Consider the following 23,646-nt stretch of genomic DNA (forward strand, 5'->3'; position numbering starts at 1 on the left):
AGATTGGGCAATGACGCAAAATAATCTGGGGAATGCTTACGGTGACAGAATATTCGGAGAACGAGCCAAGAATATTGAATTAGCGATCGCTGCTTTTAATCAAGCACTCAAAGTTAGAACCTTGAGCGCCTTTCCTCAGAACCATGCAGAAACTTTGTTAAATCTCGGCAGGTTATACCAAGACGAAAACCAGTTTGACTCAGCTTACAATACCTTTGTTGCAGCAATAGAAACAGTAGAAGCTTTGCGGCTTGAAATTGTTTCTGGCGAGGAAGCCAAGCGCAAACAAGCAGAAGAATGGAACCAACTTTATAGACGCATGATAGAAGTTTGCCTAGCATTGTTAAAAGACACTGAGGCAATAGAATATATTGAACGTAGCAAAACCCGCAATTTAGTAGAATTGTTAACCAAAGCAGCATCAGCAAGTCAAGAAAATTTGCCTTTAGTTGCTAACAGTATCCGTTTTGCAGAAATTCAAAACCTTTTAGACAACGAAACTGCAATCATTCAGTGGTACATCTTCACTGATTGTTTTCGCGCTTTCATCATCACTCACAACAAATTGATAATCTGGCAATCCAAGCAACAAGACTTAGAAAATCTGGAAAATTGGATTAATAATTACCTCCAGCTTTACGATAGCGATAAACCAAAGTGGCGTTCTCAGTTAAGCGATCTACTTATTCAGCTAACTAAAATCCTGCATCTCAATCAAATAACTTCCCTCGTTCCCTCTGATTGCCAAAAGTTAATTCTCATTCCCCATCGTTATTTACACCTCTTATCTTTCCACGCTATTCCCCTATCTGCTAACGACACCTCAACACCAGAGTATTTATTTGATAAATTTCCTGGTGGTGTGAGTTATGCACCTAGTTGTCAACTGTTGAGGTTTACTCAATTCAAAGCTAAAAAATTAAATTATTTATAGTTAAATCAACAAAGTCACCTTTTTGCTGTTCAAAATCCTACAAATGATTTAGACTTTACCGATATCGAAGTTGAGACGATTGCCGCAAACTTTCAACCCCACCAAATTCTCAAACATCACCAAGCCACCAAAACAGCATTAACAGCACAACTAACAAATCAAAATCTCGCCAATTCTCAATGGCTACACTTTTCTTGTCATGGATATTTTAATTTGGGTTTACCTCTCAAATCAGGCTTACAGCTAGCCGATGCAGTGATTTCTGAAATTCCTGCTTATAGCAACTCATCTCGCTACCTACGAGTTGATGACGAAAAATTAATAGATTTAGATGAATGCCTCACCCTAGAAGATATCTTTCAATTTCGACTTCAATAACTGCCGTCTTGTTTGTCTTTCTGCTTGCGAGACAGGCTTTATTGATTTTAATAATTACAGCGATGAATATATAAGTTTGGCAAGTGGCTTTATTCGTGCTGGCGCAGCCAATATTATTAGTAGCTTATGGGCAGTGAGTGATTTTCACACAGCTTTATTAATGATTAAATTTTATGAGCTTTTGCCTAATTATCAATATAATATGCCCTTAGCACTTAATCATACCCAGCAATGGCTACGTCAAGCTAATCAAACACAAATAATAGATTGGCTTCAAGGTCTAGATAAAATGGAATTAGTAAAAAAACAGCAATTTATAGATTATTTAGATACGCAATACAAACCAGAACAACAGCCATTTAAAAAGCCAGAATTCTGGGCAGCATTTTGTGCGATATCACCTGTTTTAGGCAATAGACCTCTTGCATAAGTCGAATAGACTCCCCTTAATCCCCCCTTATATAAGGCTACCGTGTATACACAAGTCAAATTACCCCCCTTAATCCCCCCTTATAAAGGGGGGAAATAAGAAATCTTGTTCCCTCCCCTTCACAAGGGGAGGGTTGGGAGGGGTGATCAAGGATTTTGCAAGAGGTCTAATAAACAATAGGCAATTGCTCATTGCCCATCAAAATCAAATACAATAACATGCAATCAACACAAAAATAAACCAATGGAAGCCGATAAACTCATTCAAGCATTTACCCAAGTTGTGCGAAATCAAGATTACGTTTTCTCATCAAAAGCCATTACAGCCATTCCAGAACTACAAAAAAAACTTGCCGAATTAGAAGCCCAATCACCAGATTTATTTTCCGAAGCAATTCGCCATTGGTACATTGAATATGAAGATGTTAGAGACGCTGTACTAATTGAAGAACGAGAAATAGGGAAAGTCAGTAAAACCAAGCCAGAAATTCAAGAAAATACTCAGGAAAATCGTTACAGAGTTGTGCAAGACGAACTTAAAAAACTGCACCATAAAAAAATACATCAGTCTCATCAACCATGAAAATCTATGCACCTAATATTCATTTATTCGCCTTTCAACTTTATAAAAGCGCCAATATTGACGTAACACCAACAGATAAAAACTTTCTTTGGAACACTGGTGATAAAATAGTTGACATAACGTTACACCAAGATTTACATCTCCACCAGCGTATTGATGTAAATAAAGAACCAAATAGCCCTCGTGTAGATTTACTCAATGAGAAAGAAGTTATCGATGATAACTACGCTGTCTCTTTTGACGGTATTACTTTCGACCAAAATCAAAACTTACTAATTGAAGGTTTTGCTCATCCTTTACGACTTTACGACAGCTACAGTTTATGGCTAAATCTACGTCGTCCAGAAAGAGAAAATAATAATAAGACAGATGATGTAGATATCTTATTTATACGTAAATTAAATCCAGACAACTGTCTTACCGTTAAAGATAATCCTTTATTTATCGGTCAAACTTTGCTAATTACTGCTTGGTTAACAGGTGTAAGAGACAGAAAAATTATCCAACAAATAGCAAACGAATGTTTAAAATCTGTATTTCCTGATAACTATCTTCTACCGCAATTAAATCGCCAAGGTGAATTATTTGGCAGTCCTATATTTGAATATGGTTTATTTAGTCAACTATCTAACTATCAGCACGTTTTAATTTGGTTATTTGCCGACGAACAAGCAGATGATAAATTGAATCAATGCTATCAAGAATTATTAGACTTATTTTTCTTCCGCGCTAAAGCTGTAAAAGCTTACAAAGATAGTAGAGAAATTTACAAACAACTAGATTTAGGCTATCGCTTTATTGAAACAATCATTGAAAAAATACCTGAATTAGATAATAATCAATCTACCAAAACAGTAAATTTAACCGATTTAAAAGACCAACTAAAAGCTTTACCCCAATCATCGTTAACATATACACATCTGCTGCGAAATCTAGAAGAATATCAAAATACTATTGCGATTAATGCCTATAACTACGCCGAGAGATTGCAGCAGATTCATGATATAACAGGTGAAAACATCAAGTTTCTAGAAATATTCAGTGAAAGAAACTGCCTGTTCTTTCAACAACAAATAAATGCAGATTTAGGTTATTTCCGCCACGGTTCGGAATTATTGAGTAAAGCCATAGACTCAATTCGTGGCATAGTAGAAATAGAACAAGCTGAACGCGATCGCTCTTTAGAACGCACCATCCAAGTACTAGGTATAGCTTTTGGTGGCGGTGCAATAGTTTCTGGTGTCGTCACCGGACACATAGATAAACCCTTTGCACCACAGATAAATTTCAAGTACCCAGTTCACCCCTTGGTGTCATCTTTACTTTGGAGTGTTTTTGCTACCGTTATCTTTGGTATGGTGGCGTGGTGGGTCACTCAACCGAAACCAAAGAGAAATAAACAGAAGTAGGCATTAGAGCAAGTTATCCGACTCAAGCCACATCGATAGTAGGAATAATTCTGCTGTGCGATGTCTACGACGGGCTACGCCTACGCGCATTTTCGACAACCAGAAAAATTCACGCTATCTTGGGTTGATATGCGATCGCTCCTTCGAGTGAAAGCCTGGAATTATTCCTCAAAATCAGTTTCACAGAAAGCTTTTAACAAATCAATACAATTAGCGATCGCTCCTAAATGAGCAATTTCATAACCGTGGGTATTTTGGGTAGGAAACGCCAAACAAGCAGCACGCCCAACATGACCAAATTTCATCGCAATCGAAGCATCACTACCAAACTGACTCAGTATCGTTAGCTGCATCGGCATATCCAACTGTTTAGCACAGTGGCACAGTTGGCCATTTAGCCCTTCATCATATATCCCATAAGCATCTTGAGATAAAAGTACAGGACTTTCACCATCTTTAACAGGATATTCCTCGGATAAGGGACAAATTTCTAAAGCAATTAAGGCATCCAAACGCTGGTTTTGGGTAAAAAATAGCGCCCCAATTGCTCCCACTTCTTCTTTTGCTGACGCCACTAGATAAACATCAACAACTGGCTGTTTCAGGTTTTGAGCCAAAGCTAACAAAATGGCAACAGAGGCTTTGTTATCCAAGGTATAACTGGCGATATGATCCTTTAACCTAATTGGATACTTGCGATGTTTACCGACTACCATTCTAGTTCCAGGTCGAATGCCAGCTGCTTCTAATTCAGCAGATGTGAGCTTCGTTTCAATCCAGGCATCTTCCCACTTAACAGTAGTATCTTCTTGCTGGACTTTTTGCGGCGATTCATGGGAAACGTGGCGGGAACCAAAGCTGAGAATACCGTTGATAGTTTCGTTATCTCCAAGTAAATCGACAACGCCTTCGCCATAAACCCACGGGAAAGAACCGCCAAGTTTACGGACTTCAACACGACCTCCATCACCAAGAGTCTTGACAATTGCGCCAATTTCGTCTTTGTGTGCCGTGATAGCGATCGCTCGGTCTGGATTTTTGCCTGGAATTTTCGCAATAATATTATCGGCGCGATCGCACCAGACTTCTACATCCAGCGCCGCAAATCGTTGCATCAACAACTGGTTAATCTCAGCTTCTGCACCACTAGGAGAATGGTGCATGACCAATTCTTCAATAATTTCAAATAAGCGATCGTAATCCCACATCAATACAGTTAGTTTAATTTTCAACTATTATTATGGGACAATTGTGCATCAACAACCCGACCTGCTAATACAAGTGCTGACCTTTTTTGTTGACGCTTCAGCACTCCTACCACACCAAAAGCACCGAGTGCTAAAATCCCCAAGTTTATTGAGGGTTCAGGTACAGACTTAGCCTCAATCGCCGCCAGTGCAGTGTTTGCTTCTTAATAAAAAATAGGTACATTAAAAAGAAATAGCAAAGTTTTCATCCTAGAGATAGAATTGCCCACTTTTATGCAGGCTGGCTATCAACTAACCGCAACAGAATTGCGTAACCCTTCGTAGACATCGCTTTAACTTCGCTTTAATTTCAAAGCCTCAGCAGCCGATACACCCTCACCCTGAGTGCCGAAATACCACAAAACTGTAGCAGCCTCAGCCCGAGTTACTGGTTTTTTAGGTTGAAACAGAGTCGTATAACCAAATACCCGCCGAATATTCGATTGTTCGCTATTTTGGTAATCAACCAATACTGCTCTTAAAGCTTTAGGGTCAATTCGCGCTGCGTCTTGGAAACCCCAGGTTTGTTTGACCGCATCTAAGTTAGCAGAGGGTAAAGCTTGGCGAGTATCTAGGGGTAATTTCCACAGCAGCAACGCCTCCCGCGTTAGGGGTGCATCAGGACGAAACAAAACTGCTGTAGAATCTCCAGACAAAGGACTGGGAATTAACCCAGCCTCGGCTAATCCCTGAATTGCTGGAAAATCAGGGTCTTTTGCAGGCACATCACTAAAAGCTGGTTGAGTACTTTCTGATGCTAAGCGAATTTGTTTAGCTGGATTGCTAGGATACATAGCATTGTTAGCAGCAATTAGCCAACGGGCATATTCCCGATGTGTAACGATTTTACCGGGTTCAAACTGGTTAGTTGTGGTAATAGAGTTGCTCTTAATTGCCTTTGGCTCTATGGATAAAACACCTAATGCAGCCAAGTCTTGGATGTGTTGCCGCCATTCTTGCGGTATCTTATTGAGATCGTTGAATTCCTGAGATTCGGGTGCAGCTGTAGGAGTTGTTTGGTTATTAGCTGTACTTGGTGGCTGTGCTGCCAAGTTTACAGGTGGTATCGGCCCAATGAACCGTGGATCTCCTGGTTGGGGAATGGCGTTAGTAGTTTCGTTAAGATTTGTAGTTGAGGTAGGCTGTGCCGTACCGATACTATTCGGTACGTACTCAATCAGTAATTCAGTAGCTGTTTGGGGTTGATTAGGTGTGGCGTTAGTAACTGATTTAGGCTGAATGGAAACCTTCAATAGCAAATCGTTACGACGTGCTTCAAAGACATCTGCCGCATTATCTGTTGGCTGTTGCAAAATCTGCCAGTTATTTGTTTGAAACTGGCTGCTATAAAAGCTAGCAATAAAGTTACTGGGATCAGAACTCAACCAACGAGTTGAGACTCTGTTTTCTGAACCGCTAGCAGGTGTAACTTCCTGTAGTTTGGCATTGGAATACAGTGGGATATCTTTGGGAAAATCAGATGGTAACTGAACTGTTGATTCGTTTTGCTGTGCTTGTGGTTGGTTACCCTGAGATTCTCCAAAGACAACTGGATTGCTTTGCAGCTTAGGATCTGCCGCCAAAGATTGCTCAAGATTTTTGGCGACTGGACTGTTAGCACAGGCTGTTAACGAAGTCAGTAGAACAGCCCAAATTAGAAATACAGCTGAACGTTTACAGGGAAGCACAGGAAATCACAAATTGAGTTTCAATTCCTACCCTAGCGCAGACTGTTCATTAAATGGGCATGGGGCATTGGGGACTGGAATATTGAAAAAACCCCCTTTCCTCTGGCTCTATGCCTCTTTCTATCACCAAAAGACACTACCAATTCACCACATCCTCTTGGTAAATGTCTCTGTTAGTGAAGATGATGATATCTGCTATAGCAATCCTAAATGAGTCGTAAAAATCTCCGATTCCTCTCTCTGCGCTACGGGCAGTTTGCTCAAGTCGGGAAACCCGCCCATGCAACTGCCCTCCTCTGTGCCTCTGCGGTTAATTTATTTTTACAAATGATTTAGGACTGCGATAGGTTTGTTTATTTAAACGTCAACTAAGCCCTATCTCTAAAAATGAGTAAACGGTAGCAAAAGCTACCGTATTGTCTTTGTTTTACAGCCATTAGGTTTTGATAATTCCCATGCTTATTTATAGAGTTCCCTAAAATTCTGACAAAATAACACTTTGGGAAAAAAAACAGAAATAAACCTGAAATACTTGCTAGATAAGAGTTTTATAATTTTGCTCCTCAAAGTTAGTAGTTCACCACACCAAGTTGGATGGGTGAATCAGTTCGTAGTCAGGACTTTAGTCCTTGATTTGAGTGCTGAAATTGTTGCCTTATCAAAGTACTAAATTGAGAATCAATTTTTTAGATAGTTGTGGAAATATTCAGTTGGCAGAGTGGATAACTGATTGAGAAGTTGCCAAAGAACAGCATAGCTAGGAAAAGCTTTAATCTCCTTGCAGATGCACTAGTTGTAATGCGATCGCCAAGCAACTGAAGTGATAAACTAGGACTAAAGCCCCCCCTTAGCCTCATCCAAGCAAGGGAATAGATCAAGTTCGCTAACGTTCGCTTACAATCGATTCTGGAGATTATTCATCTGACGATGGTAAGCTGAATAAGGCAATAGGTGGAAAATGCCAATGTTAAGCAATTCCAGGAGCTTAGCGGCGTAAGTTTGTGGTTCTTGGTAACTGGGGTCATAGGCAAAGCACTCAAGTGTCACAGCAGTTTCCCTAATATCTATAAATTGATTTTCTAGGGAAAGTGCTACTCGTACTGTAGCCACAAGTTTCTTAGCAGCCTCGAAAGCAGTGAGTGCTGACTCTAAAAGTGCGTAGTTTACCGCCGTAGGCATCGCCTCTATGTTTTCCATTGCTTTCTCTTAGGCAATCCATCTCCTGTTTTCTGGGATAGGGCACGGGTTCTTTTAGAAAAGGCTGGGTACAGGGTGGGCTTTGCAAGTTATAGAGGTAGTACATAGTCAGCTATAGCTGTTTTCCTAATCCTACTAACTAATGATTGGGTAAAGGCAAAAAAGACACTTCATCGGATGCACTGGCGGTTGAGAAAACCCTCTACAAACTTGGTCTGAACAGTTAACAGCTTCCTGATAGATTAGATACAATTAGCATCTGCGTTTGGTACAGTGATCATTAGTTCAAGGCGAGTAATCAAATTGACATGCTGCTCAACTAGCCAATTTGACATAGTATTAAACCTTTCTACCTGCTGGTTCTGGCGAATATTTTTGATTCAGGGCAAATTAAGACTTATATTATTCAAGGGGAAAGGTGTTTCTTGGAGGTAAAGTTAGCCAAAAAGGGGCAAAAGGCTGAAAAAGATATGTCTGATGTCAAAAACGCAGATCTAATCGGAGTCTGAATGAAGAAAAAACAATGATCATCGACAACCGTCAGTCAATTTTACTTTCTGTAAAACGTCGCCAGGTTGTTACCAGTGCTGAAACACGATTACATGCAAGTTTCCCAGGATCAGCCTATTTATTCTGAGGCTCCACTCCAACTGTTACTATTTGTCGATGAACGCCCAAAGTCCCGACAACAGGTGCAGCGAATACGTGCTTACTTAAAAGAATTGCAGGCTGAGTATACTTTTGAAGTTCAAATTATCGATATTGGACAACAACCTTACTTAGCAGAACACTTTAAATTGATTGCAACGCCAGCTTTAATCAAAATCCATCCGGAGCCACGACAGATTTTAGCTGGGAGTAATATAATAGCACAATTGAAAAACTGGTGGCCTCGCTGGCAAGCCGCTGTAGACGCTTACTTAAAATTACAGGAAGACTTGCAAGAACGTATAGAGGACAAAGCTAGGGCGACATTACCCAAATCCACTATCCATTCAGTTGCTGTTTCTGCTGAACTAATCCGACTCTCAGACGAAATTTTTCGCTTGAAACAGGAAAAAGATAACCTCCAAGAGCAGCTACAGTTTAAAGACCGGGTGATTGCTATGCTGGCACACGATCTTCGCAATCCCTTAACTGCTGTCGCGATCGCCATAGAAACTCTCCAATCTAATTACAATTTAGAGAAAGGGGAATTTCAGCGCCTCAAACCATCGATGACGGCACATTTATTAAAACAAGCCCGTAATCAAACTAAGATCATTGACCGGATGATTGCCGACCTTTTGCAGGTAGGTCGTGGGAAAGATACAGAACTGCCCATTATACCACAAAAGTTACATTTAGGAAAACTGTGCTTAGATGTATTAGAAGAATTGTGCGATCGCTACACCGCCAAATGCCAAGAGGTAGAAACAGATATTCCCAATGACTTGCCATATGTATATGCTGACCCAGAACGCATCCGCCAAGTGCTAGTAAATTTGTTGGATAATGCCATCAAATACACCCCAGAAGGTGGCAAGATTAGTGTTGCCGGATTGCACCGTACTACCCAGAAAGTTGAGTTCAGTATTGGCGATACTGGACCTGGTATTCCTGTAGAGAATCGCGATCGCATCTTTGAAAACCACTTTCGCTTGCAACGGGATGAAGGTACAGAAGGTTATGGCATTGGTCTTTGTTTATGCCAACGTATCATCCTGGCACATTATGGTCAAATTTGGGTAGACTCTGCCCCCAATAATGGAGCATGGTTCCACTTCACACTGCCAGTTTATCCTTCTTAGGGATTAAGCACTTCTACTGAGCGACTTGTAGCGAGCATTCGCGCAGCCTTTCCAAGAGTTGTATTGGGCATTGGTCAAAGCAGAACTAAGAACTTGAGACAAAGCGATCGCGCCCCCCGGCCTTCGCTTGGTAGAGTGCTTTATCTGCCTGCACAATCAAATCTGAAGGTGAGGATTCCCAAGTGGGGACAATGGTAGCCACGCCCATACTGAGGGTGACATACTGACTTACCACAGACCTGTCATGAACAATTTGCAAATCTTTGATTCCTGCTTGTATCATTTCGGCAACGTGAACTGCGCCAAATGCAGGGGTGTATGGCATAATCACAGCAAATTCTTCGCCACCATAACGCGCTACTAAATCCTGATGCTTTTGTGCTTTAAGGCTTAAGACAGTACCCACCTTTTGTAAACAGATATCCCCAGCAGGATGGCCATATCTGTCGTTATAAAATTTAAAAAAGTCGATATCACCCAAAATCATTGACAAGGGAGATTTCTTTTGTACCAGATTAATCCACTGAGTATTGAGATAATTGTCAAAGCGGCGACGATTAGCCAACTCAGTTAAGCCATCTACATAGGCAAGGTGCTCCAAAGCTTGGTTTGCTGCCTCTAATTGTTTGTATACTTGCGCTTGCTTTAGCAGTCCGCGCAACCGACGGCGCAATACAGGCAAGTGAATTGGCTTAGTCACATAATCAGTCGCCCCTGCGTCAAAAGCACGGTTTACGGATTCTTCATCGTCCAAGCATGTGATCATCAATATGGGAGTGTGCTCCCATATCTTGGGGATCACAGTATTGTTAAGGGTCGAGTCAGTGTCAAAGGTTTCAACAGCTGATTTTAAATTATTTTTGGCAATTTGGAGCAAGTGCTCACAGCAGGTAAACCCATCCATCACAGGCATTACAGCATCTAGCAAAACTATATCTGGTTTGATAGTCTCGTAAGCATCTAAACATTGCTTACCATCATTGACCTCGACCACTCGATAACCTTCTTTTTCCATAGCTTTACGCAAGAATACTCGAACACTCTTGTCATCATCAGCCACTAAAATCAGTGGTGGTTGCTGCTTAGAATTAGAAAATGGGCTTATGCCTGACATGAGTTGCTTTCCACTTGCGGGACTATCCTGAAAAAGACTGTGCAACTTGATCGCATGGGGGCGATCGCTCTTTTCATCAATGCCAGGATTTGCGGCAAAGCTGTATTGGGCTTTACAATCAACTGTTTTTTGACACTAAACTGCTCAATGTTAGTGAGCCAAGCAAGCGGTAGATAACTAAGTTGCATAGACAATCTATAATTGGAACACGAAGGCAATTGTTACCTTTTCGTTCGGCTATGGTTATGGGAGGAAATGTTACTTTTATATTTCCCTATTGTTAAAGTCAAATTGCGATTTTTTTGAAAATTATAAATGCACACCTTAATTATTTAGTTCTGTAGTTAATTTAGAAACCTAGTGAGACAGGGCAAAGCAATTGCCAAAGCGTGCTCAGAAGAAAGCTAATACTAAAGACTAATATCACCCGACTGAAATTTATTTAGTCTATTTGCAAGGCTTGCAGAGGTTTAGTATAATTACATAATATTTAAGTTAAGCTTAGTGCAAAGCTTAATTTTCAAGTCATTCTGAGTAAATAACTTAAGTAAAAATTCTCCTTGAATTCGATTCAGTTATATCTAGTGATATTAAAAAATAGTTTGTTTCTTCGGAAAAACAGCAATTTAGTCATTAAAGTTATATTAAATATAGATATACTAAATAGAATTAATATTTGTAACAAACAAACCTTATAATTTGTTTACAGACAGCAGATAAAACTGCCATCTTTTTGACGATACAAACAACAAGAAGTTTTTCTAATAAAATTAAAATTTATTTACGTCTACTAAATATTTAAAATGCCAGATTCATTAATGTATCAACAGGATCATTTTGTTGTTCTAGAAACAAATCAGCCAGAACAATTTCTGACACAATCAGAGTTGTTAGAAAAGCTCAAAACAACTATCCAACAACTCATAATTCAAGATTTGCCGCCTGACTTGCAAAAGTTTAATTCTGTGGAAGCTCAAGCACAATATTTACTCGACACTAGCTGCGAATTAGATATTGGGCCTGGGCAATATTTACAGTGGTATGCAGTTCGTTTAGAAAAATAACTTTTTGGTCAGTTGTTTAGCAGAAAAGGAGTTAACGAAGAAGTAGCTTCCGATGCTCAATGACTCCCTCTAAGCGTTGGCGCAGCCTCTCTAAGAGTTGCCATGCCGCAGGCTTTACCCTGCGTTATCCGTTGGTGTAGCCTGCACTTCTCTACGAGACGCTTTTGCTAGCAAGATTCCCGTAGGGGTACGGCATGGTTCGACTACGCTCATCAGCTACTCAGTGACCACTACAGGCATCAGAACTTCTCCTGACGGAGACACTGCGCGAACGCAGGAAGCAGGGGAGAAACCCTATACTTAAAAACCTTGTCATTACCAATATCAAATAAATCTTCCACTTCGTTGTTATCCCGCCTTGAAATAAATTCTGAGGCTAATAGCTTGCATTCCTCTCAAAAGGACTAAATACAATATTTTAAGCGATGTATATGGACATCCTTTGTGAAAGTGAAAATTGAAGTTCACGCTTAGTAAATAGAAGCTATTAGTCCAGAATTTAAGTTATGGGTGCCATGTCAATTAGCGCAACACTTTGACTGTTACATAAATATGGGTAATGACAAGCCATAAAGGCATGGCGTTTAGGTAAGAATAATTTTGATTCTTGACTATTAACTACTGACGAGTGACTCTTTTTTAGTATTGATCAGAGCTAACTCAATTTTATTTTCAGATGGCTGCGTTATTTGAATCTCCAATCCGGGGCCAAAATAGTTGGTCATTTTTTCATGCTTTTTTTGCCACACATCAATTGGTATTAGCGGAGAATCAAATTCCAAAATTAGGGCATAGTTGCCATTAACTTCTGTTTCTCGCAACCCTGTGACTGTTGGTCGTTCCTGGTCTGTGGGACTCAAACCCAGAAAAGAAAGTGTTGTATCTAGATGAGCATCTTGACCGTAGCAATATCGGGTGATGTCTTTGCGAATTTTATTTTGAGTATCAGTTGCTTGCTGCTGACGTAGTATCAATGCTGACGGTGATGTAGTTAGGCTAAATGGTACTGGCTTAAGTTCATTAGCTTTCAGCGCTAGCCCTCCTAACAACAGAGGAATCCCGTAAAAAAATCCAACAAGATTGAGTGTGGCATTATCACCAGCATAGGCGACGAAGCCAATGATGGTTAATATGCCACCGATAGTTAAACCGAGTGTTCCCAAAGAGATTTGGCGTAGCATGAGCTTAAATTAGTATAAAGTCTGAATACCTCAGTTTTATTATCATCGGCTATGAGTAACAAATTAGGAAAGAACATCGTCCCCAGGTGGTAATAATTCAACCAACTCAAAATTGCCAGATTAAGACTGACACAAAGAGAAGTCAAGAGCTTTTGGCTTGGTTTCTCCGATCAGAGACGCTCTTGCTAGCTGGCTTTTGAGTAAGGGTACACCAGACACGGAGAGTTTTTAAGGGAGGAAAGTTAGTGTAGTAAATTACTAAGGGCGTATAGTGCCCCAGAATGTTGAATTTTGAGTTAACTTTAAATTTAAAGGTATTTAAACATGGGAAAAAATAATGGATGTACAGACTATAAAGGAACGAATTGCCGCAGTTCAAAGCAAACGCGAGTACCTGTTAAGCCTACTGGAGCAACCTAACCTGGGAACTTTGAGAGTTGACGTAAATCAGGCTTTGGAAGAACTGGATGAATTAATTGATGAATTTAGACGCACCATTCCGGTAGAGTAGAAATTATCAAAAACTGCGTCGGTCTAACCGTCAACTTCAGGCTATTCCGACGCTCCTCAGTAGGATCATTTTCTCAAATCCCCAGAATTTAACTAAGCCGGAGTTGGCAAAGCAACATACCTGATTATCCATCTATTGCACGCTGACCCAACTGCCTAACTAAGGCAATAAGTTCGCTTGTATGTACATCTTTCTTGCAAACGTCATCAAAGCTAGACATTGCCTTTGTTCCCTGAAAATTTACGTCTTCCACTGAGGAGTAAGCAAGGATCTGGGTGTTCGGAGATATAGCTTTAATGCGACTAGACGCACTCCAGCCATCCATGACTGGCATCTGTAAATCTAGAACAATTACGTCTGGATGGCAACGTTTAACCATTTCTATAGCTTCTTCACCATTACTAGCTAAACCTACTACTTGAATATTTTCCTGGCAAGAAAAAACTAATTGTAAGGTTAAGCGAGTCAGTTCGTGGTCATCAACTACTAGAACACGCAAGGTAGAAAGCTCACAAGATAACATTAACGTTTAGGGAAAAGACAGTTTTATTTAAAATAATGTCTCCAGTTTATGGGAACAAGTGCCAGCACTTACTCTATCCTATGGTTGAATAACTTGTGTAAACCCATGACAAACAACTTAGATAACTTCTCAAAAAATTAAAGTTTTCAAAAAAAACTAAATTGAGCTAGTTGTCAAGGTAAAAATAACTGATTTTTTAATCAATCAGGTTGAGGCTACACCAGTTGCGCGTAATGCCATATTCATGAGAATCTTTTGTGAATTAGCTTCTGGAGAATCATCATAGGGACGGCGTTGAATGTAAGTGCCATCAGCTTGTAATTCCCAAGCTTGGCGATTATCCGCGAGCATAATTCCCATAATTTCTTGCAAATCTTTTGCAATATCAGAGTCTTTCACTGGGGTAATTACTTCCACTCGGCGATCTAAGTTGCGGCGCATCCAGTCGGCACTGCCAATATAGATTTCCTCTTGTGTATTGTTATGAAAATAATAAATCCGAGAGTGTTCTAAAAAGCGACCGACAATGCTGATTATGCGAATGTTTTCACTAATGTCTTTGAGTCCTGGGCGCAAACAGCAAACACCCCTAATGATTAAATCGATTTGCACTCCAGCGCGGGAAGCTTCATATAAAGTGGCGATGATTTCTGGATCAACTAGGGCATTCATTTTAGCAACAATACGCCCAGAAAATCCATTTTGAACATTTTCGATTTCGCGGTGAATTAGTGCCAAAAAGCGATCGCGCATATTCACAGGCGCAACCAGCAACTCTCGATAAGACTTTTGCAGGGAGTAGCCTGTCAAGAAATTAAATAAATCTGTGATGTCAGCAGCCAATTCTTCACGACAACTAAACAATCCCAAATCTGTATACAGCCGTGCCGTTTTCTGGTTATAGTTACCTGTGCCAATATGCACGTAGCGACGTATCCGGTCTTTTTCGCGCCGTACCACCATGACGGTCTTACTGTGGGTTTTTAGTCCCACTAAACCATAGACAACATGAACTCCAACTCTTTCTAGTCGTTTTGCCCAGTAAATATTATTTTCCTCATCAAACCGTGCCTTTAATTCCACCAGTACAGATACCTGCTTACCATTTTCGGCAGCGGCAATTAAGGCGTTGACGATGGGCGAGTCGCCAGAAGTCCGGTAAAGAGTCATCTTGATGGCTAACACATTCGGATCATAGGCAGCATGGGTAATAAAGCGCACCACTGTAGCCGAAAAGGATTGATAGGGATGGTGTACTAGCAAATCCTTTTCCCGAATCACAGCAAAAAAGTCTTTTCCTTCGTCCGTTTCCAGGACATCTCGATTTAAACTCGGTTCCCTCAGCCTTTGCAGGCGTAATGGTACAACAGGTTGGCGTGGTGGATCTTTGAGTTCCGGCAATGGCAATGCCATGAAGTACATCAAATCCCGCAGTCCCAAAAGACCGTCTACTTCATAAAAATCACTTTCTGTTAATTCCAAATCATGCAATAATCGTGATCGCACTATTTCGGGAGTTTGGGACTGAATTTCTAGCCGGACTGGACTCCCACCCAACCGCTGTTTTCGCAATTCCTGTTCAATAGCTAACAACAAATCATCTGCTTCATCTTCTTCTAAGACCAAATCGGCATCACGGGTAATGCGGAACGGATGATATTCTTGAATATTCATCCCTGGAAATAGAGATTCTAAGTTATGAGCGATCGCTTGTTCTAAAGGGACTCCAGTCCAGTTGGCAGGTTTTTCGTTGTTCTGATCTCCCAATTCAGGCGGTATCGGTAAAAATCGTGGCAGAACACTGGGGACTTTAACTCTGGCAAAGAATTCTTCTTCGGTGTCTGGGTTTTTGACCACAACAGCCAGATTCAGACTGAGATTAGAAATAAAAGGAAAGGGATGACTAGGATCAACAGCTAAGGGAGTTAAAACTGGAAAGACTTGTTCCTCAAAATAACTGTTGAGATGAGTCCGCTGTTTCTGATTCAAATCTATGTAATCCAGAATATGGATGCCTTGATTTACAAGTAGGGGACGAAGTACTTGCTCAAAATGTTGATGCTGTTTCTTTACATGAGGAATCAGGGTAGACCTAATATCATCTAGCTGTTGTTGTGGTGTCCGACCATCGGGAGTTAACAGGCTGACTTTTGCCTCTACTTGTTGCTTTAAACCAGCAACACGCACCATGAAAAACTCATCCAAATTAGAGTTAAAGATTGCCAAAAACTTGAGGCGTTCGAGAAGAGGCGTGCGATCGTCACAGGCTTCATGTAACACCCTGCCATTAAATTCTAACCAGCTTAACTCTCGGTTAAGATAATATTGTGGATCGTTTAAATTGATGGGATTGGCGCTTTTCTTCGATTTTGCCATAACGATCTTAGGGTAGCCAGATGTAGTCTATACAGATGGATAACAATACACATAGTAAATTAAATCGGGCATCCAAGTGAAGCGGTTTGTCCCTAATTATCGCTTTTATTGGTTGAAAAAATTAAAATATCAAAACAGTTATTTTTATGGAGTTTCCTTTTTCTCCTCAGTTTCTTTAGCTGCGGTGGCAATTGGTAATTGCAGATTTTGGTTGTAGACTAACTCTTTGTTAACTGCTACTTCTAAATTGGATAAAGTATTGCTGTTAGTGATGCCATTTTGAATAGGAACTCGTTCAACAAGATAAACTCCTTCTGGCAAATTCCTTAACTCGCTTATTTAAAGCAGTTTCTTCTCCATTGTAATATGTTTCAAACTACTCGTCGCCGTCTTGCCGTCTGGTACACTGCTATCACCGCTGTATTACTACTATTATTCGCCAGTGGAGTATATTTATATGTCCGCAGTACATTAATCGAGCGGATTGACGATACCCTCAATCATGTAGTGGAAATTGTAGAGCGATCGCTTGTAGTTGAGCCGATCAATGATGATGTTGACAAATTTCGCATTAATCTAGAAGCCAGTTTTCGTGATAATGCCGACACTGTAGAAGATGACCATATTGATCTAGAATGGTTTAGTCGCACTGGCAAATTACTTTGGTCAACGCTATCCGAACCACTAAATATTCCCATTCGTGCTAACCACACTGGCGAAACTGTACGCGTAGTCAAGGAAGAGAGCGAGAATTCAAAATTCCTCACTCAAAATTCCTCACTCAAAACTCCTTACTCAAAACTCAAAACTGAAAACTCAACACTGTTATTGCGACAAGTTACCCAACGGGTGGAAATGGGACGGCAGGTATTAGGGTATCTGCGTGTAAGCCATCCCTGGTTTGAAGTCACTAAACCCAGTCGCCAATTAATTTTTGATTTGGCGCTAGGTATTGGGTTAATGGTGCTTTGTGTCGGCGCAAGTGGTTGGTTTCTTTCGGGTAAAGCGATGGAACCTGTAGGTGAGTCCTACCAACGCCTTAAACAATTTACTGCTGATGCTTCACATGAACTTAGAAGTCCCATTACTTTGATTCAAACCAATGTGCAAGTCGCCCTTGCTGACTTGGATTTAGCAGAGACAGAAGCGACTACTTCTTTGCACTATCGCCAACAGTTAAAGGTCGTAGAACGGTTAACGCAGCGTTTGGGTAAGTTAGTCAATGACTTACTGTTTTTAGCACGGCAGGATAGTGGTATTAGCAAAGATGTCTTTTCATCTTGTCCATTGGACGCCTTGCTGATGGAGCTGGTTGAAGAACAACAATTGTTGGTCCCTGAAAAAGAAATCACCCTTTCTCTAGATTTAGTTGACCCTCCCGCCTCAGAAACAAGCCCCGAATTACTGGAAAATTGGTTTACGCTTATGGGCAATTGGGATCAACTGGTGCGGCTGTTCACAAATTTAATTGCTAATGCCTTACATTACACTCCAGCAGGTGGACGGGTGAAAGTGGGATTGGCACGGATAGAGGGAATAAATCGCGTTTCTGGACTACGTTACACCAGTGCTCAGTTGCAAGTTAAAGTGAGTGATACCGGAGTTGGAATTCCAGCAGAAGCACTACCACGCTTGTTTGACCGCTTTTATCGGGTAGATCCGGCGCGAACTCATACAACTGGGAATACAGCTACAGCCAGTGCGACTGGTTCAGGATTGGGATTAGCGATCGCTCAAGCTATTGTCGAACATCATCAGGGTCATATTCAAGTTGAAAGTATCCAAAGCATTGGCACTACGTTTACTGTCACTTTACCAATAACTCTTGAGTCTTAATTCGGCAAGAAATATTTGTTTCCTGTGATAGATGTAGAAAAATAAATAAATTAACTACTTTATATAATAACAATTGCAGTATTTAGCCGCATTAAATTTGCTGCTTAAAAACTATTAAAAAAATAAGTGTTTTTCTCGGAGTTTACAAAGAATATGAAATCTCAAAATTTTCGCAAGTTCACTGAGTTATTTGGCGCTATTTGTGGGGGATTACTGATTAGTCTGCCAGTAATTCCTCAAGTAGTAGCACAGCAGTCTCCTCCCAAGGTTAACCCTTGTCCAAGAATTTTCTACGAAGAACCACACAATAATCAGGTTGTGGTGCCGCCGGGATGTCCTCCTAATGCTTTAACTAAAAGACTAGCTGCTCAAGGGCTTCTTCCCGTCCCTGCTACCCCATCACCAGAGCAAACAAGATTGAGTGTCGGCGGTGAAGCTCCAGAATCAGGTGTCACACCACCACCCCCAGTTCCTAGTGAGCAAACTCAACAGCCCTCACCAGGGGCGGTTTCCGGCGACCAGCCACAACTACTACAACCACGGCAAACCCCCAGTGCTACGATCGCCCTAGCAAATGGTACAGTTAATATCAAGTTGAAAAATGAGACTGCGGCTAATGTAACTTTCCAAGTGATTGGCGATACGGCACCGCGATCGCTACAAGGTAAGTCAGATGTAACATTGCAAGGTTTAAAGGCACCAGTAACGGTAACATTTGAACGAGAAGATCACGGACAGTTGATAGTGACTCCACAACCTTCTTCGGAGCCAGGAAGTTTGGAAGTTACATTTAAGGAAGCCACCGATGCAACTCAAGGCAGAAGTGCTATGAGAATTGAACGAAACGGTTCTGTCTTCTTGAATTAGTAAAGGCAGGGGTGGGTTAAGTTCCAATACGGTTCACTTAAGAAAATTGTAGGTTGGGTAGAACGAAGTCAAACCGAACAAAGTCACAGAAGTATTGGGTTTCGTTCCTTAAACGCCACTTGCTTCAAGTCGGGAAACCCGCCCAACGCAGTGGCTCCCCAACCTACGCAGAAGTTTAGTTTTAGGCTTAACTGAACTGTATTGGGTTAAGTTCTAGCTGTTCTCAATTCAGTCAACTTAAACCCTGGCGAATTTTATTCGCGACTACACAAACAGAGCTTTCCTTCGTGGGCTAAGAGAAAATAAAGCTTTTTGTAGGAAAAGTCTCGTGTAGACGCGGTTTCTAACCACCGATTTAACGTTAAGTTGACACCAATGTACAACTGTACGCCCCTGACTCTCAACGCTCCAAAAGATTTGTGATTCTGCATTGCTGTACCGTAAGTGGCAATGGTATCCTGATAATTTGCAGATGCTAAGTAGGCATCACCTAAATTATTCAGAGTATTTGCTTCACCGATGGCATCGCCAGTCTGACGGCAGAAAATTAAAGCATTTTCATACAATTTAATCGCCTTGTTATAATCACCTAATCTGGCTACTACCAGACCCAAACTAAGCCTACCTTTTGCCTTGGTAATACAAGTCCTTGTTTCATAAAACTTACCTCTAAAGTTGCAGGTTTAAGTAGAAGGTCTAAAAAAAAGTTTTAAATTATTAAATTAAAGACAATTAAGCTACGCATTTATCCTTAAGTCAAGATTGCTCTAAATCTTCCCCAAAGTAAATAGTGCGAATATCTGTGGGTAATTTTTCCTCTAGCAGACGATAGCCTTTTTGGAGAGAATTGGCTACTTCACTAGGGGCGATCGCTTCTCCTTCGGCTTGTAAATAGGCGGCGATTCTAGTTTCGCTCCAGTGGAAAGTTTGAGCCATTAACACCATCAATCGCAAAACAGGTGGTAATTGGTCTAATGCCTGTTGTACATAGCACCATAGTGGCGGCGAAGTTGTTTGAAGAGAATAATGAATTGCTTCTGTGGGTGGTGGCTTAATCTCGTTAATACAGAAAGCTGTCATATTAATTAACCAATTTTGCAAGGTTAAGGCTTCCTCACCTGATTCAGAGTCGGTTAAATTTAGTCCACCGAGTTCGTAGTAGATATGTCGCCAAGTAAGGGCAAACAGATAATCTGCTTGCACAGGCGATCGCGCCGAATGCCGAATTAAGGTATACACTATGGGACTATAGCGGCAAAAAATCACCGTAAAGTACTTTCCGGCATCTGGATAGCGCTGAAACAGAGTCAGTAGCTCATGGTCACTGTGATGGAACAGCGACTTCACCAGCGGGTGATTAGCTTCGGGAAAATGAGGAATTTGCATAAGCCTTTCGGTTGATAATTGTTAAAATAGTTTTGGGAATTGCACTCCGGTAGTTAATCGCATAATATCTTGGTGTTGCTCAGTTTGTAGCCCAGACTCAGACTACTTGAGTATTGATAAACTAGAAACAAAGACTTAATTTTAGTCTTAATCGACAATCATAAAATCGGCTCCCTTATAGAATCCTTATTTGTTCATGGTTATAGCAGTTAGTGTGATATCGTTCCTGCTCAGTCCCCTTACCTTAGGCTCCTTTCTGCCTTCCCTGCCCTTGGATAGCCTGTTCTCCACCCAAGGCATTATGGTGATGCTGCTAGCAGCTTACGCTGGTGCCATGTGGATGTTCCTCACCAGTGCCCCAAAAGTACACACTGTAATGGTGTCAGATTTGGAGATTGCCCGACAGTTGTATGAAGGACTGCTAGATTTGCCAGCAGCTGAGGTGCCATTGCACTACTACTACAACTACGAACAAACTATCGGCGCAACTGGGATTGATCCGTTATATATGTCTACTGGGCCGAGCTTGTCTAGCAAAATGATGAATAATGCCACAGATGGGCTATGGTATCAATTAAAGAAAAATACCCAGCTACACATTATTACTGGCGCGAGTTTAGGTAGCAAAAATCAGCAACGCCACGTTTGCTTTGATCATGACTGCCTGGAAATGATTTTAATGCGAGTCGAAATGCGCGGTTTGAAATTGAAAATTCGCAACCACAAGCCCTTGAATTTTTTGGTGAAGGACTATGAAGGGCGCGTTATTGAGGTAGCAGAGGTAGCAAATTAATCATTAGATTTTAGATTATTTGAGGTTAGGTGGTGCGTAGCTTGCTGCCGTAGGCATCGCACTACCCAATATTTTTTTATATAGCAGGTGAGGTGTAGCTTCCCGCCGTAGGCATCGCTCTACCATTGATTATTTAAACTCATTATGGGGTTTTGCTAAATAAAAGCTTATGACCGTTGAAAAGAATAAGTGAGTGCAACTTAGGCAATAAAAATGGTGCGTTATGGCTTTGCCATAACGCACCCTACTGTTTATATGCTTAAGTAGCTCAACTCAATTGTTCAAATTTAAATTTCCCTTTAATAAACTTATTAAAGTATTGACCTTTAGACGGTGCATTATCTAAGTCTTCCTTGACACTAGGAGGGACTTTGAAATACTCGTAAAGACTTCCACTATCAAATTCAATAGTCAGTGTTTGAGTTTTTGGTTCATAGCTAAATTGCTTAATAACGCTGCCTTCAGGCTTGAGTAGAGGGAAGGCGATCGCATCCCGAATACTGGCACAATCAGTTAATAACATTACCAACCGATCAATCCCAATCCCTAAACCACCTGTAGGTGGCATACCGTATTCTAAAGCTATCAAAAAGTCTTCATCTACACCTTGCGCTTCCAAGTCACCAGCAGCTTTTCTTTCAGCTTGGGCTTCTAGGCGTTCTCTTTGCTCGATAGGATCGGTAAGTTCTGAGAAGCTATTGGCAGTCTCCCGCCCTACTATAAATAACTCAAATCTTTCTACCAAACCAGGTTGAGAACGGTGGGGTTTTGCTAAGGGCGAAATTTCTACAGGGTAATCAATTACAAAGGTAGGTTGAATTAAATTGGCCTCTACTTTCTCTTCAAAGGTTAAATTTAGTAACTTACCAATTGATTGGGCTTCATCCACACCAGGAATACTAGCATTTTTACTTGCTGTTTTTGCTTCTTCCAAAGTTTGGAAAGAATTAAAATCTAAACCCGTAACTTCTTTAACTAAATCGTGCATTGTCACCCGCCGCCAAGGTGGTGTTAAATCTATAGGTTCCCCTTGGTAGGTAATTTGCAATGTGCCGAGTACGTCTTGGGCAACAGTGGTAATAATCCCCTCAGTCAGCGCCATCATATCGTTGTAGTCGGCGTAGGCTTGGTAAAGTTCAATTGTCGTAAATTCAGGATTGTGTCGAGTCGAAATTCCCTCATTGCGAAAAACCCGCCCCAATTCAAACACCTTTTCAAAACCACCCACAATCAAGCGCTTGAGATGAAGTTCTGTGGCAATTCGCAGATACAACTCCATTTCTAAAGTATTGTGGTAGGTGATAAATGGACGCGCATCTGCACCCCCAGTCTCACTTTGCAAAACAGGTGTTTCAATTTCCAAAAAATCCCGTTCTTCTAAATAACGACGAATCCCAGCAGTAATTTGGGCACGACGGCGGAAAGTTTGCCGTACTTCCGGGTTAACAATCAAGTCAACGTAGCGCTGACGGTAGCGCTTGGCAACATCCGTTAATCCATGCCACTTGTCGGGTAGGGGCAACAGGGATTTAGTGAGGATAGTATATTGTTTAACGTAGACAGATAATTCGCCCTTTTCAGTCCGTTTAATAGTACCTTTGGCTCCTAGAATGTCACCTGCATCTGTGAGTTGTTTCAAGTGATTAAAAGCATCAGCATCAATATCTGCCATGCTTTCTTGGATGCGATTTTTATCCAGATAAAGCTGAATTGTGCCGGTTTCATCTTGCAAAGTAAAGAAAGCCAATTTACCGAAAACACGACGCGCCATAATGCGTCCGGCTATAGCAACTTCTAAATCAACTTCTTCGCCGCTGGGTAAATCGGCAAACTTTTCTTGCAACTGCGCTGCATGATGGGTAGATTCCCAACGATAGGCATAGGGATTAGTCGCTAGCTGCTTGAGTTGTTCTACTTTCTCCAGCCTTGCGGCTCGGATATCTTCTTCCGACATGGTAACGAACTCTCATAGGGCAACATTAATTATAGATGTTGCAATCAAGTGGGGCGATTATCTGCAATCTTTACAAACTCAGATTTGGTGTCGCGATCAAACACTACCAAAAATTTGCCATTGGGTATTAAACGGTGAATAACCTGCAAATAACCATCAACATCCGATTGTTTTCGGAAACGAGCCACAATAGCTCGTTGCATGTTGGCAAGCAAAGGCACTAACCACCTATTGAGATCGTCTCGACAGGGCATAATAGATAAGTCTCCATTGAGAATGAGTCAGGTAGTCAGGTAATGAAGGTGTTGAAAGCAATATTGCTCAGTTAACGGGTAGTCGTCATGCTCAATAGGGCAAGATTAATTTATAAATGCTGTAAAAGTTGG

The 23,646-nt window shown here is 41.1% G+C and carries 24 protein-coding genes and 2 pseudogenes; 12 read left to right on the forward strand and 14 right to left on the reverse strand.

The features are described from left to right. The 5 genes and pseudogenes from V7K21_RS07170 to V7K21_RS07190 form a co-directional block, all read left to right on the forward strand. Nucleotides 1-934, forward strand: a pseudogene (locus V7K21_RS07170) (CHAT domain-containing protein); the annotation flags it as partial. 78 nt (nt 935-1,012) lie between these two features. Beyond that, nucleotides 1,013-1,312 (forward strand): CHAT domain-containing protein, encoded by a 300-nt coding sequence (locus tag V7K21_RS07175; RefSeq protein ID WP_335172888.1) that lies wholly within the window; start codon nt 1,013-1,015, stop codon nt 1,310-1,312. Between the two features lie 40 nt (nt 1,313-1,352). Next, nucleotides 1,353-1,742: a CHAT domain-containing protein gene (locus V7K21_RS07180; RefSeq protein WP_335172890.1), complete on the forward strand. Its 390-nt coding sequence runs from the start codon at nt 1,353-1,355 to the stop codon at nt 1,740-1,742. A gap of 243 nt (nt 1,743-1,985) precedes the next feature. Continuing rightward, nucleotides 1,986-2,324 carry a hypothetical protein gene (locus V7K21_RS07185; protein WP_335172834.1) on the forward strand — a complete coding sequence of 113 codons (339 nt, stop codon included), beginning with the start codon at nt 1,986-1,988 and terminating at the stop codon, nt 2,322-2,324. Then, entirely contained in the window at nt 2,321-3,733 is a 1,413-nt protein-coding gene (locus tag V7K21_RS07190; protein ID WP_335172836.1) for a hypothetical protein, read from the forward strand. The genes V7K21_RS07185 and V7K21_RS07190 overlap by 4 nt, the downstream gene beginning before the upstream one ends. Nucleotides 3,734-3,894: 161 nt before the next feature. On the opposite strand, the gene V7K21_RS07195 is transcribed toward V7K21_RS07190, so the two are convergent. From V7K21_RS07195 to V7K21_RS07205, 3 genes are all read right to left on the reverse strand, one after another. Next, the gene (locus V7K21_RS07195; RefSeq protein WP_335172892.1) at nt 3,895-4,941 is read right to left on the reverse strand and encodes a M42 family metallopeptidase; all 1,047 of its coding nucleotides are present in this window, start codon (nt 4,939-4,941) and stop codon (nt 3,895-3,897) included. A gap of 20 nt (nt 4,942-4,961) precedes the next feature. Next, nucleotides 4,962-5,129 carry a PEP-CTERM sorting domain-containing protein gene (locus V7K21_RS07200; RefSeq protein WP_335172894.1) on the reverse strand — a complete coding sequence of 56 codons (168 nt, stop codon included), beginning with the start codon at nt 5,127-5,129 and terminating at the stop codon, nt 4,962-4,964. Nucleotides 5,130-5,273: 144 nt separating this feature from the next. Further along, entirely contained in the window at nt 5,274-6,668 is a 1,395-nt protein-coding gene (locus V7K21_RS07205; protein ID WP_335172838.1) for an S-layer homology domain-containing protein, read from the reverse strand. Between V7K21_RS07205 and V7K21_RS07210 the strand changes: the two genes are divergently transcribed. Beyond that, complete coding sequence (locus V7K21_RS07210) at nt 6,580-6,882, forward strand: hypothetical protein (RefSeq protein ID WP_335172896.1); 303 nt, start codon at nt 6,580-6,582, stop codon at nt 6,880-6,882. The two genes, V7K21_RS07205 and V7K21_RS07210, sit on opposite strands and share 89 nt — an antisense overlap. Before the next feature lie 680 nt (nt 6,883-7,562). Here the strand turns inward: V7K21_RS07210 and V7K21_RS07215 are convergent. Beyond that, a complete protein-coding gene (locus tag V7K21_RS07215; protein ID WP_335172840.1) occupies nt 7,563-7,865 on the reverse strand; it encodes a hypothetical protein in 303 nt (100 codons plus the stop codon). 584 nt (nt 7,866-8,449) lie between these two features. Here V7K21_RS07215 and V7K21_RS07220 point away from each other — a divergent pair. After that, nucleotides 8,450-9,655 carry a histidine kinase gene (locus tag V7K21_RS07220; protein WP_335172842.1) on the forward strand — a complete coding sequence of 402 codons (1,206 nt, stop codon included), beginning with the start codon at nt 8,450-8,452 and terminating at the stop codon, nt 9,653-9,655. A gap of 85 nt (nt 9,656-9,740) precedes the next feature. Here the strand turns inward: V7K21_RS07220 and V7K21_RS07225 are convergent, their stop codons facing one another. Further along, nucleotides 9,741-10,769 carry a PleD family two-component system response regulator gene (locus V7K21_RS07225; protein WP_335172844.1) on the reverse strand — a complete coding sequence of 343 codons (1,029 nt, stop codon included), beginning with the start codon at nt 10,767-10,769 and terminating at the stop codon, nt 9,741-9,743. Beyond that, nucleotides 10,757-10,957, reverse strand: a complete 201-nt coding sequence (locus V7K21_RS07230; protein ID WP_335172846.1) for a hypothetical protein — start codon at nt 10,955-10,957, stop codon at nt 10,757-10,759. The genes V7K21_RS07225 and V7K21_RS07230 overlap by 13 nt, the downstream gene beginning before the upstream one ends. Before the next feature lie 615 nt (nt 10,958-11,572). On the opposite strand from V7K21_RS07230, the gene V7K21_RS07235 reads away from it, so the two are divergent. Further along, complete coding sequence (locus V7K21_RS07235) at nt 11,573-11,833, forward strand: chlororespiratory reduction protein 7 (RefSeq protein WP_335172848.1); 261 nt, start codon at nt 11,573-11,575, stop codon at nt 11,831-11,833. A 614-nt stretch (nt 11,834-12,447) separates the two neighbouring features. On the opposite strand, the gene V7K21_RS07240 is transcribed toward V7K21_RS07235, so the two are convergent. After that, the gene (locus V7K21_RS07240; RefSeq protein ID WP_335172850.1) at nt 12,448-13,014 is read right to left on the reverse strand and encodes a DUF2854 domain-containing protein; all 567 of its coding nucleotides are present in this window, start codon (nt 13,012-13,014) and stop codon (nt 12,448-12,450) included. A gap of 337 nt (nt 13,015-13,351) precedes the next feature. On the opposite strand from V7K21_RS07240, the gene V7K21_RS07245 reads away from it, so the two are divergent. Further along, entirely contained in the window at nt 13,352-13,525 is a 174-nt protein-coding gene (locus tag V7K21_RS07245; RefSeq protein ID WP_335172852.1) for a hypothetical protein, read from the forward strand. A gap of 124 nt (nt 13,526-13,649) precedes the next feature. Here the strand turns inward: V7K21_RS07245 and V7K21_RS07250 are convergent, their stop codons facing one another. The 3 genes from V7K21_RS07250 to V7K21_RS07260 form a co-directional block, all read right to left on the reverse strand. Beyond that, nucleotides 13,650-14,048, reverse strand: a complete 399-nt coding sequence (locus tag V7K21_RS07250; protein WP_335172853.1) for a response regulator — start codon at nt 14,046-14,048, stop codon at nt 13,650-13,652. A gap of 204 nt (nt 14,049-14,252) precedes the next feature. Then, nucleotides 14,253-16,424 carry a polyphosphate kinase 1 gene (gene ppk1, locus V7K21_RS07255; protein WP_442948854.1) on the reverse strand — a complete coding sequence of 724 codons (2,172 nt, stop codon included), beginning with the start codon at nt 16,422-16,424 and terminating at the stop codon, nt 14,253-14,255. Between the two features lie 144 nt (nt 16,425-16,568). Further along, complete coding sequence (locus V7K21_RS07260; protein ID WP_335172855.1) at nt 16,569-16,745, reverse strand: hypothetical protein; 177 nt, start codon at nt 16,743-16,745, stop codon at nt 16,569-16,571. A 45-nt stretch (nt 16,746-16,790) separates the two neighbouring features. Here V7K21_RS07260 and V7K21_RS07265 point away from each other — a divergent pair, with 45 nt between their 5' ends. Together V7K21_RS07265 and V7K21_RS07270 are read left to right on the forward strand one after the other, a co-directional pair. Next, complete coding sequence (locus V7K21_RS07265; protein WP_335172857.1) at nt 16,791-18,260, forward strand: sensor histidine kinase; 1,470 nt, start codon at nt 16,791-16,793, stop codon at nt 18,258-18,260. 153 nt (nt 18,261-18,413) lie between these two features. Further along, a complete protein-coding gene (locus tag V7K21_RS07270; protein WP_335172859.1) occupies nt 18,414-19,127 on the forward strand; it encodes a hypothetical protein in 714 nt (237 codons plus the stop codon). 413 nt (nt 19,128-19,540) lie between these two features. On the opposite strand, the pseudogene V7K21_RS07275 reads toward V7K21_RS07270, so the two are convergent. Together V7K21_RS07275 and V7K21_RS07280 are read right to left on the reverse strand one after the other, a co-directional pair. Beyond that, nucleotides 19,541-19,744 (reverse strand): annotated as a pseudogene (locus V7K21_RS07275) (tetratricopeptide repeat protein); the annotation flags it as partial. A gap of 139 nt (nt 19,745-19,883) precedes the next feature. Beyond that, nucleotides 19,884-20,513, reverse strand: a complete 630-nt coding sequence (locus tag V7K21_RS07280) for a sigma-70 family RNA polymerase sigma factor (protein WP_335172862.1) — start codon at nt 20,511-20,513, stop codon at nt 19,884-19,886. A 196-nt stretch (nt 20,514-20,709) separates the two neighbouring features. On the opposite strand from V7K21_RS07280, the gene V7K21_RS07285 reads away from it, so the two are divergent. Continuing rightward, a complete protein-coding gene (locus tag V7K21_RS07285) occupies nt 20,710-21,306 on the forward strand; it encodes a glyoxalase-like domain protein (RefSeq protein WP_273766740.1) in 597 nt (198 codons plus the stop codon). 268 nt (nt 21,307-21,574) lie between these two features. Here V7K21_RS07285 and lysS read toward each other — a convergent pair whose 3' ends face one another. Both lysS and V7K21_RS07295 read right to left on the reverse strand, forming a co-directional pair. Continuing rightward, entirely contained in the window at nt 21,575-23,260 is a 1,686-nt protein-coding gene (lysS, locus tag V7K21_RS07290) for a lysine--tRNA ligase (RefSeq protein ID WP_335172864.1), read from the reverse strand. Between the two features lie 44 nt (nt 23,261-23,304). Then, on the reverse strand, nt 23,305-23,514 hold the full coding sequence (locus tag V7K21_RS07295) for a hypothetical protein (protein WP_335172866.1): 210 nt from the start codon (nt 23,512-23,514) through the stop codon (nt 23,305-23,307). Nucleotides 23,515-23,646: the final 132 nt, after the last annotated feature.

This window comes from Nostoc sp., assembly GCF_036919595.1.
Lineage (GTDB): Bacteria > Cyanobacteriota > Cyanobacteriia > Cyanobacteriales > Nostocaceae > Nostoc.

Excerpts from the sequence above, each read along its gene's own strand:
- ppk1 (WP_442948854.1), bottom strand. The coding sequence starts at position 16,424 with ATGGCAAAATCGAAGAAAAGCGCCAATCCCATCAATTTAAACGATCCA.
- V7K21_RS07235 (WP_335172848.1), top strand. The coding sequence starts at position 11,573 with ATGCCAGATTCATTAATGTATCAACAGGATCATTTTGTTGTTCTAGAA.
- V7K21_RS07195 (WP_335172892.1), bottom strand. The coding sequence starts at position 4,941 with ATGTGGGATTACGATCGCTTATTTGAAATTATTGAAGAATTGGTCATG.
- V7K21_RS07230 (WP_335172846.1), bottom strand. The coding sequence starts at position 10,957 with ATGCAACTTAGTTATCTACCGCTTGCTTGGCTCACTAACATTGAGCAG.
- V7K21_RS07240 (WP_335172850.1), bottom strand. The coding sequence starts at position 13,014 with ATGCTACGCCAAATCTCTTTGGGAACACTCGGTTTAACTATCGGTGGC.
- lysS (WP_335172864.1), bottom strand. The coding sequence starts at position 23,260 with ATGTCGGAAGAAGATATCCGAGCCGCAAGGCTGGAGAAAGTAGAACAA.
- V7K21_RS07225 (WP_335172844.1), bottom strand. The coding sequence starts at position 10,769 with ATGTCAGGCATAAGCCCATTTTCTAATTCTAAGCAGCAACCACCACTG.
- V7K21_RS07215 (WP_335172840.1), bottom strand. The coding sequence starts at position 7,865 with ATGGAAAACATAGAGGCGATGCCTACGGCGGTAAACTACGCACTTTTA.
- V7K21_RS07295 (WP_335172866.1), bottom strand. The coding sequence starts at position 23,514 with ATGCCCTGTCGAGACGATCTCAATAGGTGGTTAGTGCCTTTGCTTGCC.
- V7K21_RS07185 (WP_335172834.1), top strand. The coding sequence starts at position 1,986 with ATGGAAGCCGATAAACTCATTCAAGCATTTACCCAAGTTGTGCGAAAT.
- V7K21_RS07280 (WP_335172862.1), bottom strand. The coding sequence starts at position 20,513 with ATGCAAATTCCTCATTTTCCCGAAGCTAATCACCCGCTGGTGAAGTCG.
- V7K21_RS07250 (WP_335172853.1), bottom strand. The coding sequence starts at position 14,048 with ATGTTATCTTGTGAGCTTTCTACCTTGCGTGTTCTAGTAGTTGATGAC.
- V7K21_RS07190 (WP_335172836.1), top strand. The coding sequence starts at position 2,321 with ATGAAAATCTATGCACCTAATATTCATTTATTCGCCTTTCAACTTTAT.
- V7K21_RS07265 (WP_335172857.1), top strand. The coding sequence starts at position 16,791 with ATGTTTCAAACTACTCGTCGCCGTCTTGCCGTCTGGTACACTGCTATC.
- V7K21_RS07270 (WP_335172859.1), top strand. The coding sequence starts at position 18,414 with ATGAAATCTCAAAATTTTCGCAAGTTCACTGAGTTATTTGGCGCTATT.
- V7K21_RS07245 (WP_335172852.1), top strand. The coding sequence starts at position 13,352 with ATGGATGTACAGACTATAAAGGAACGAATTGCCGCAGTTCAAAGCAAA.
- V7K21_RS07285 (WP_273766740.1), top strand. The coding sequence starts at position 20,710 with ATGGTTATAGCAGTTAGTGTGATATCGTTCCTGCTCAGTCCCCTTACC.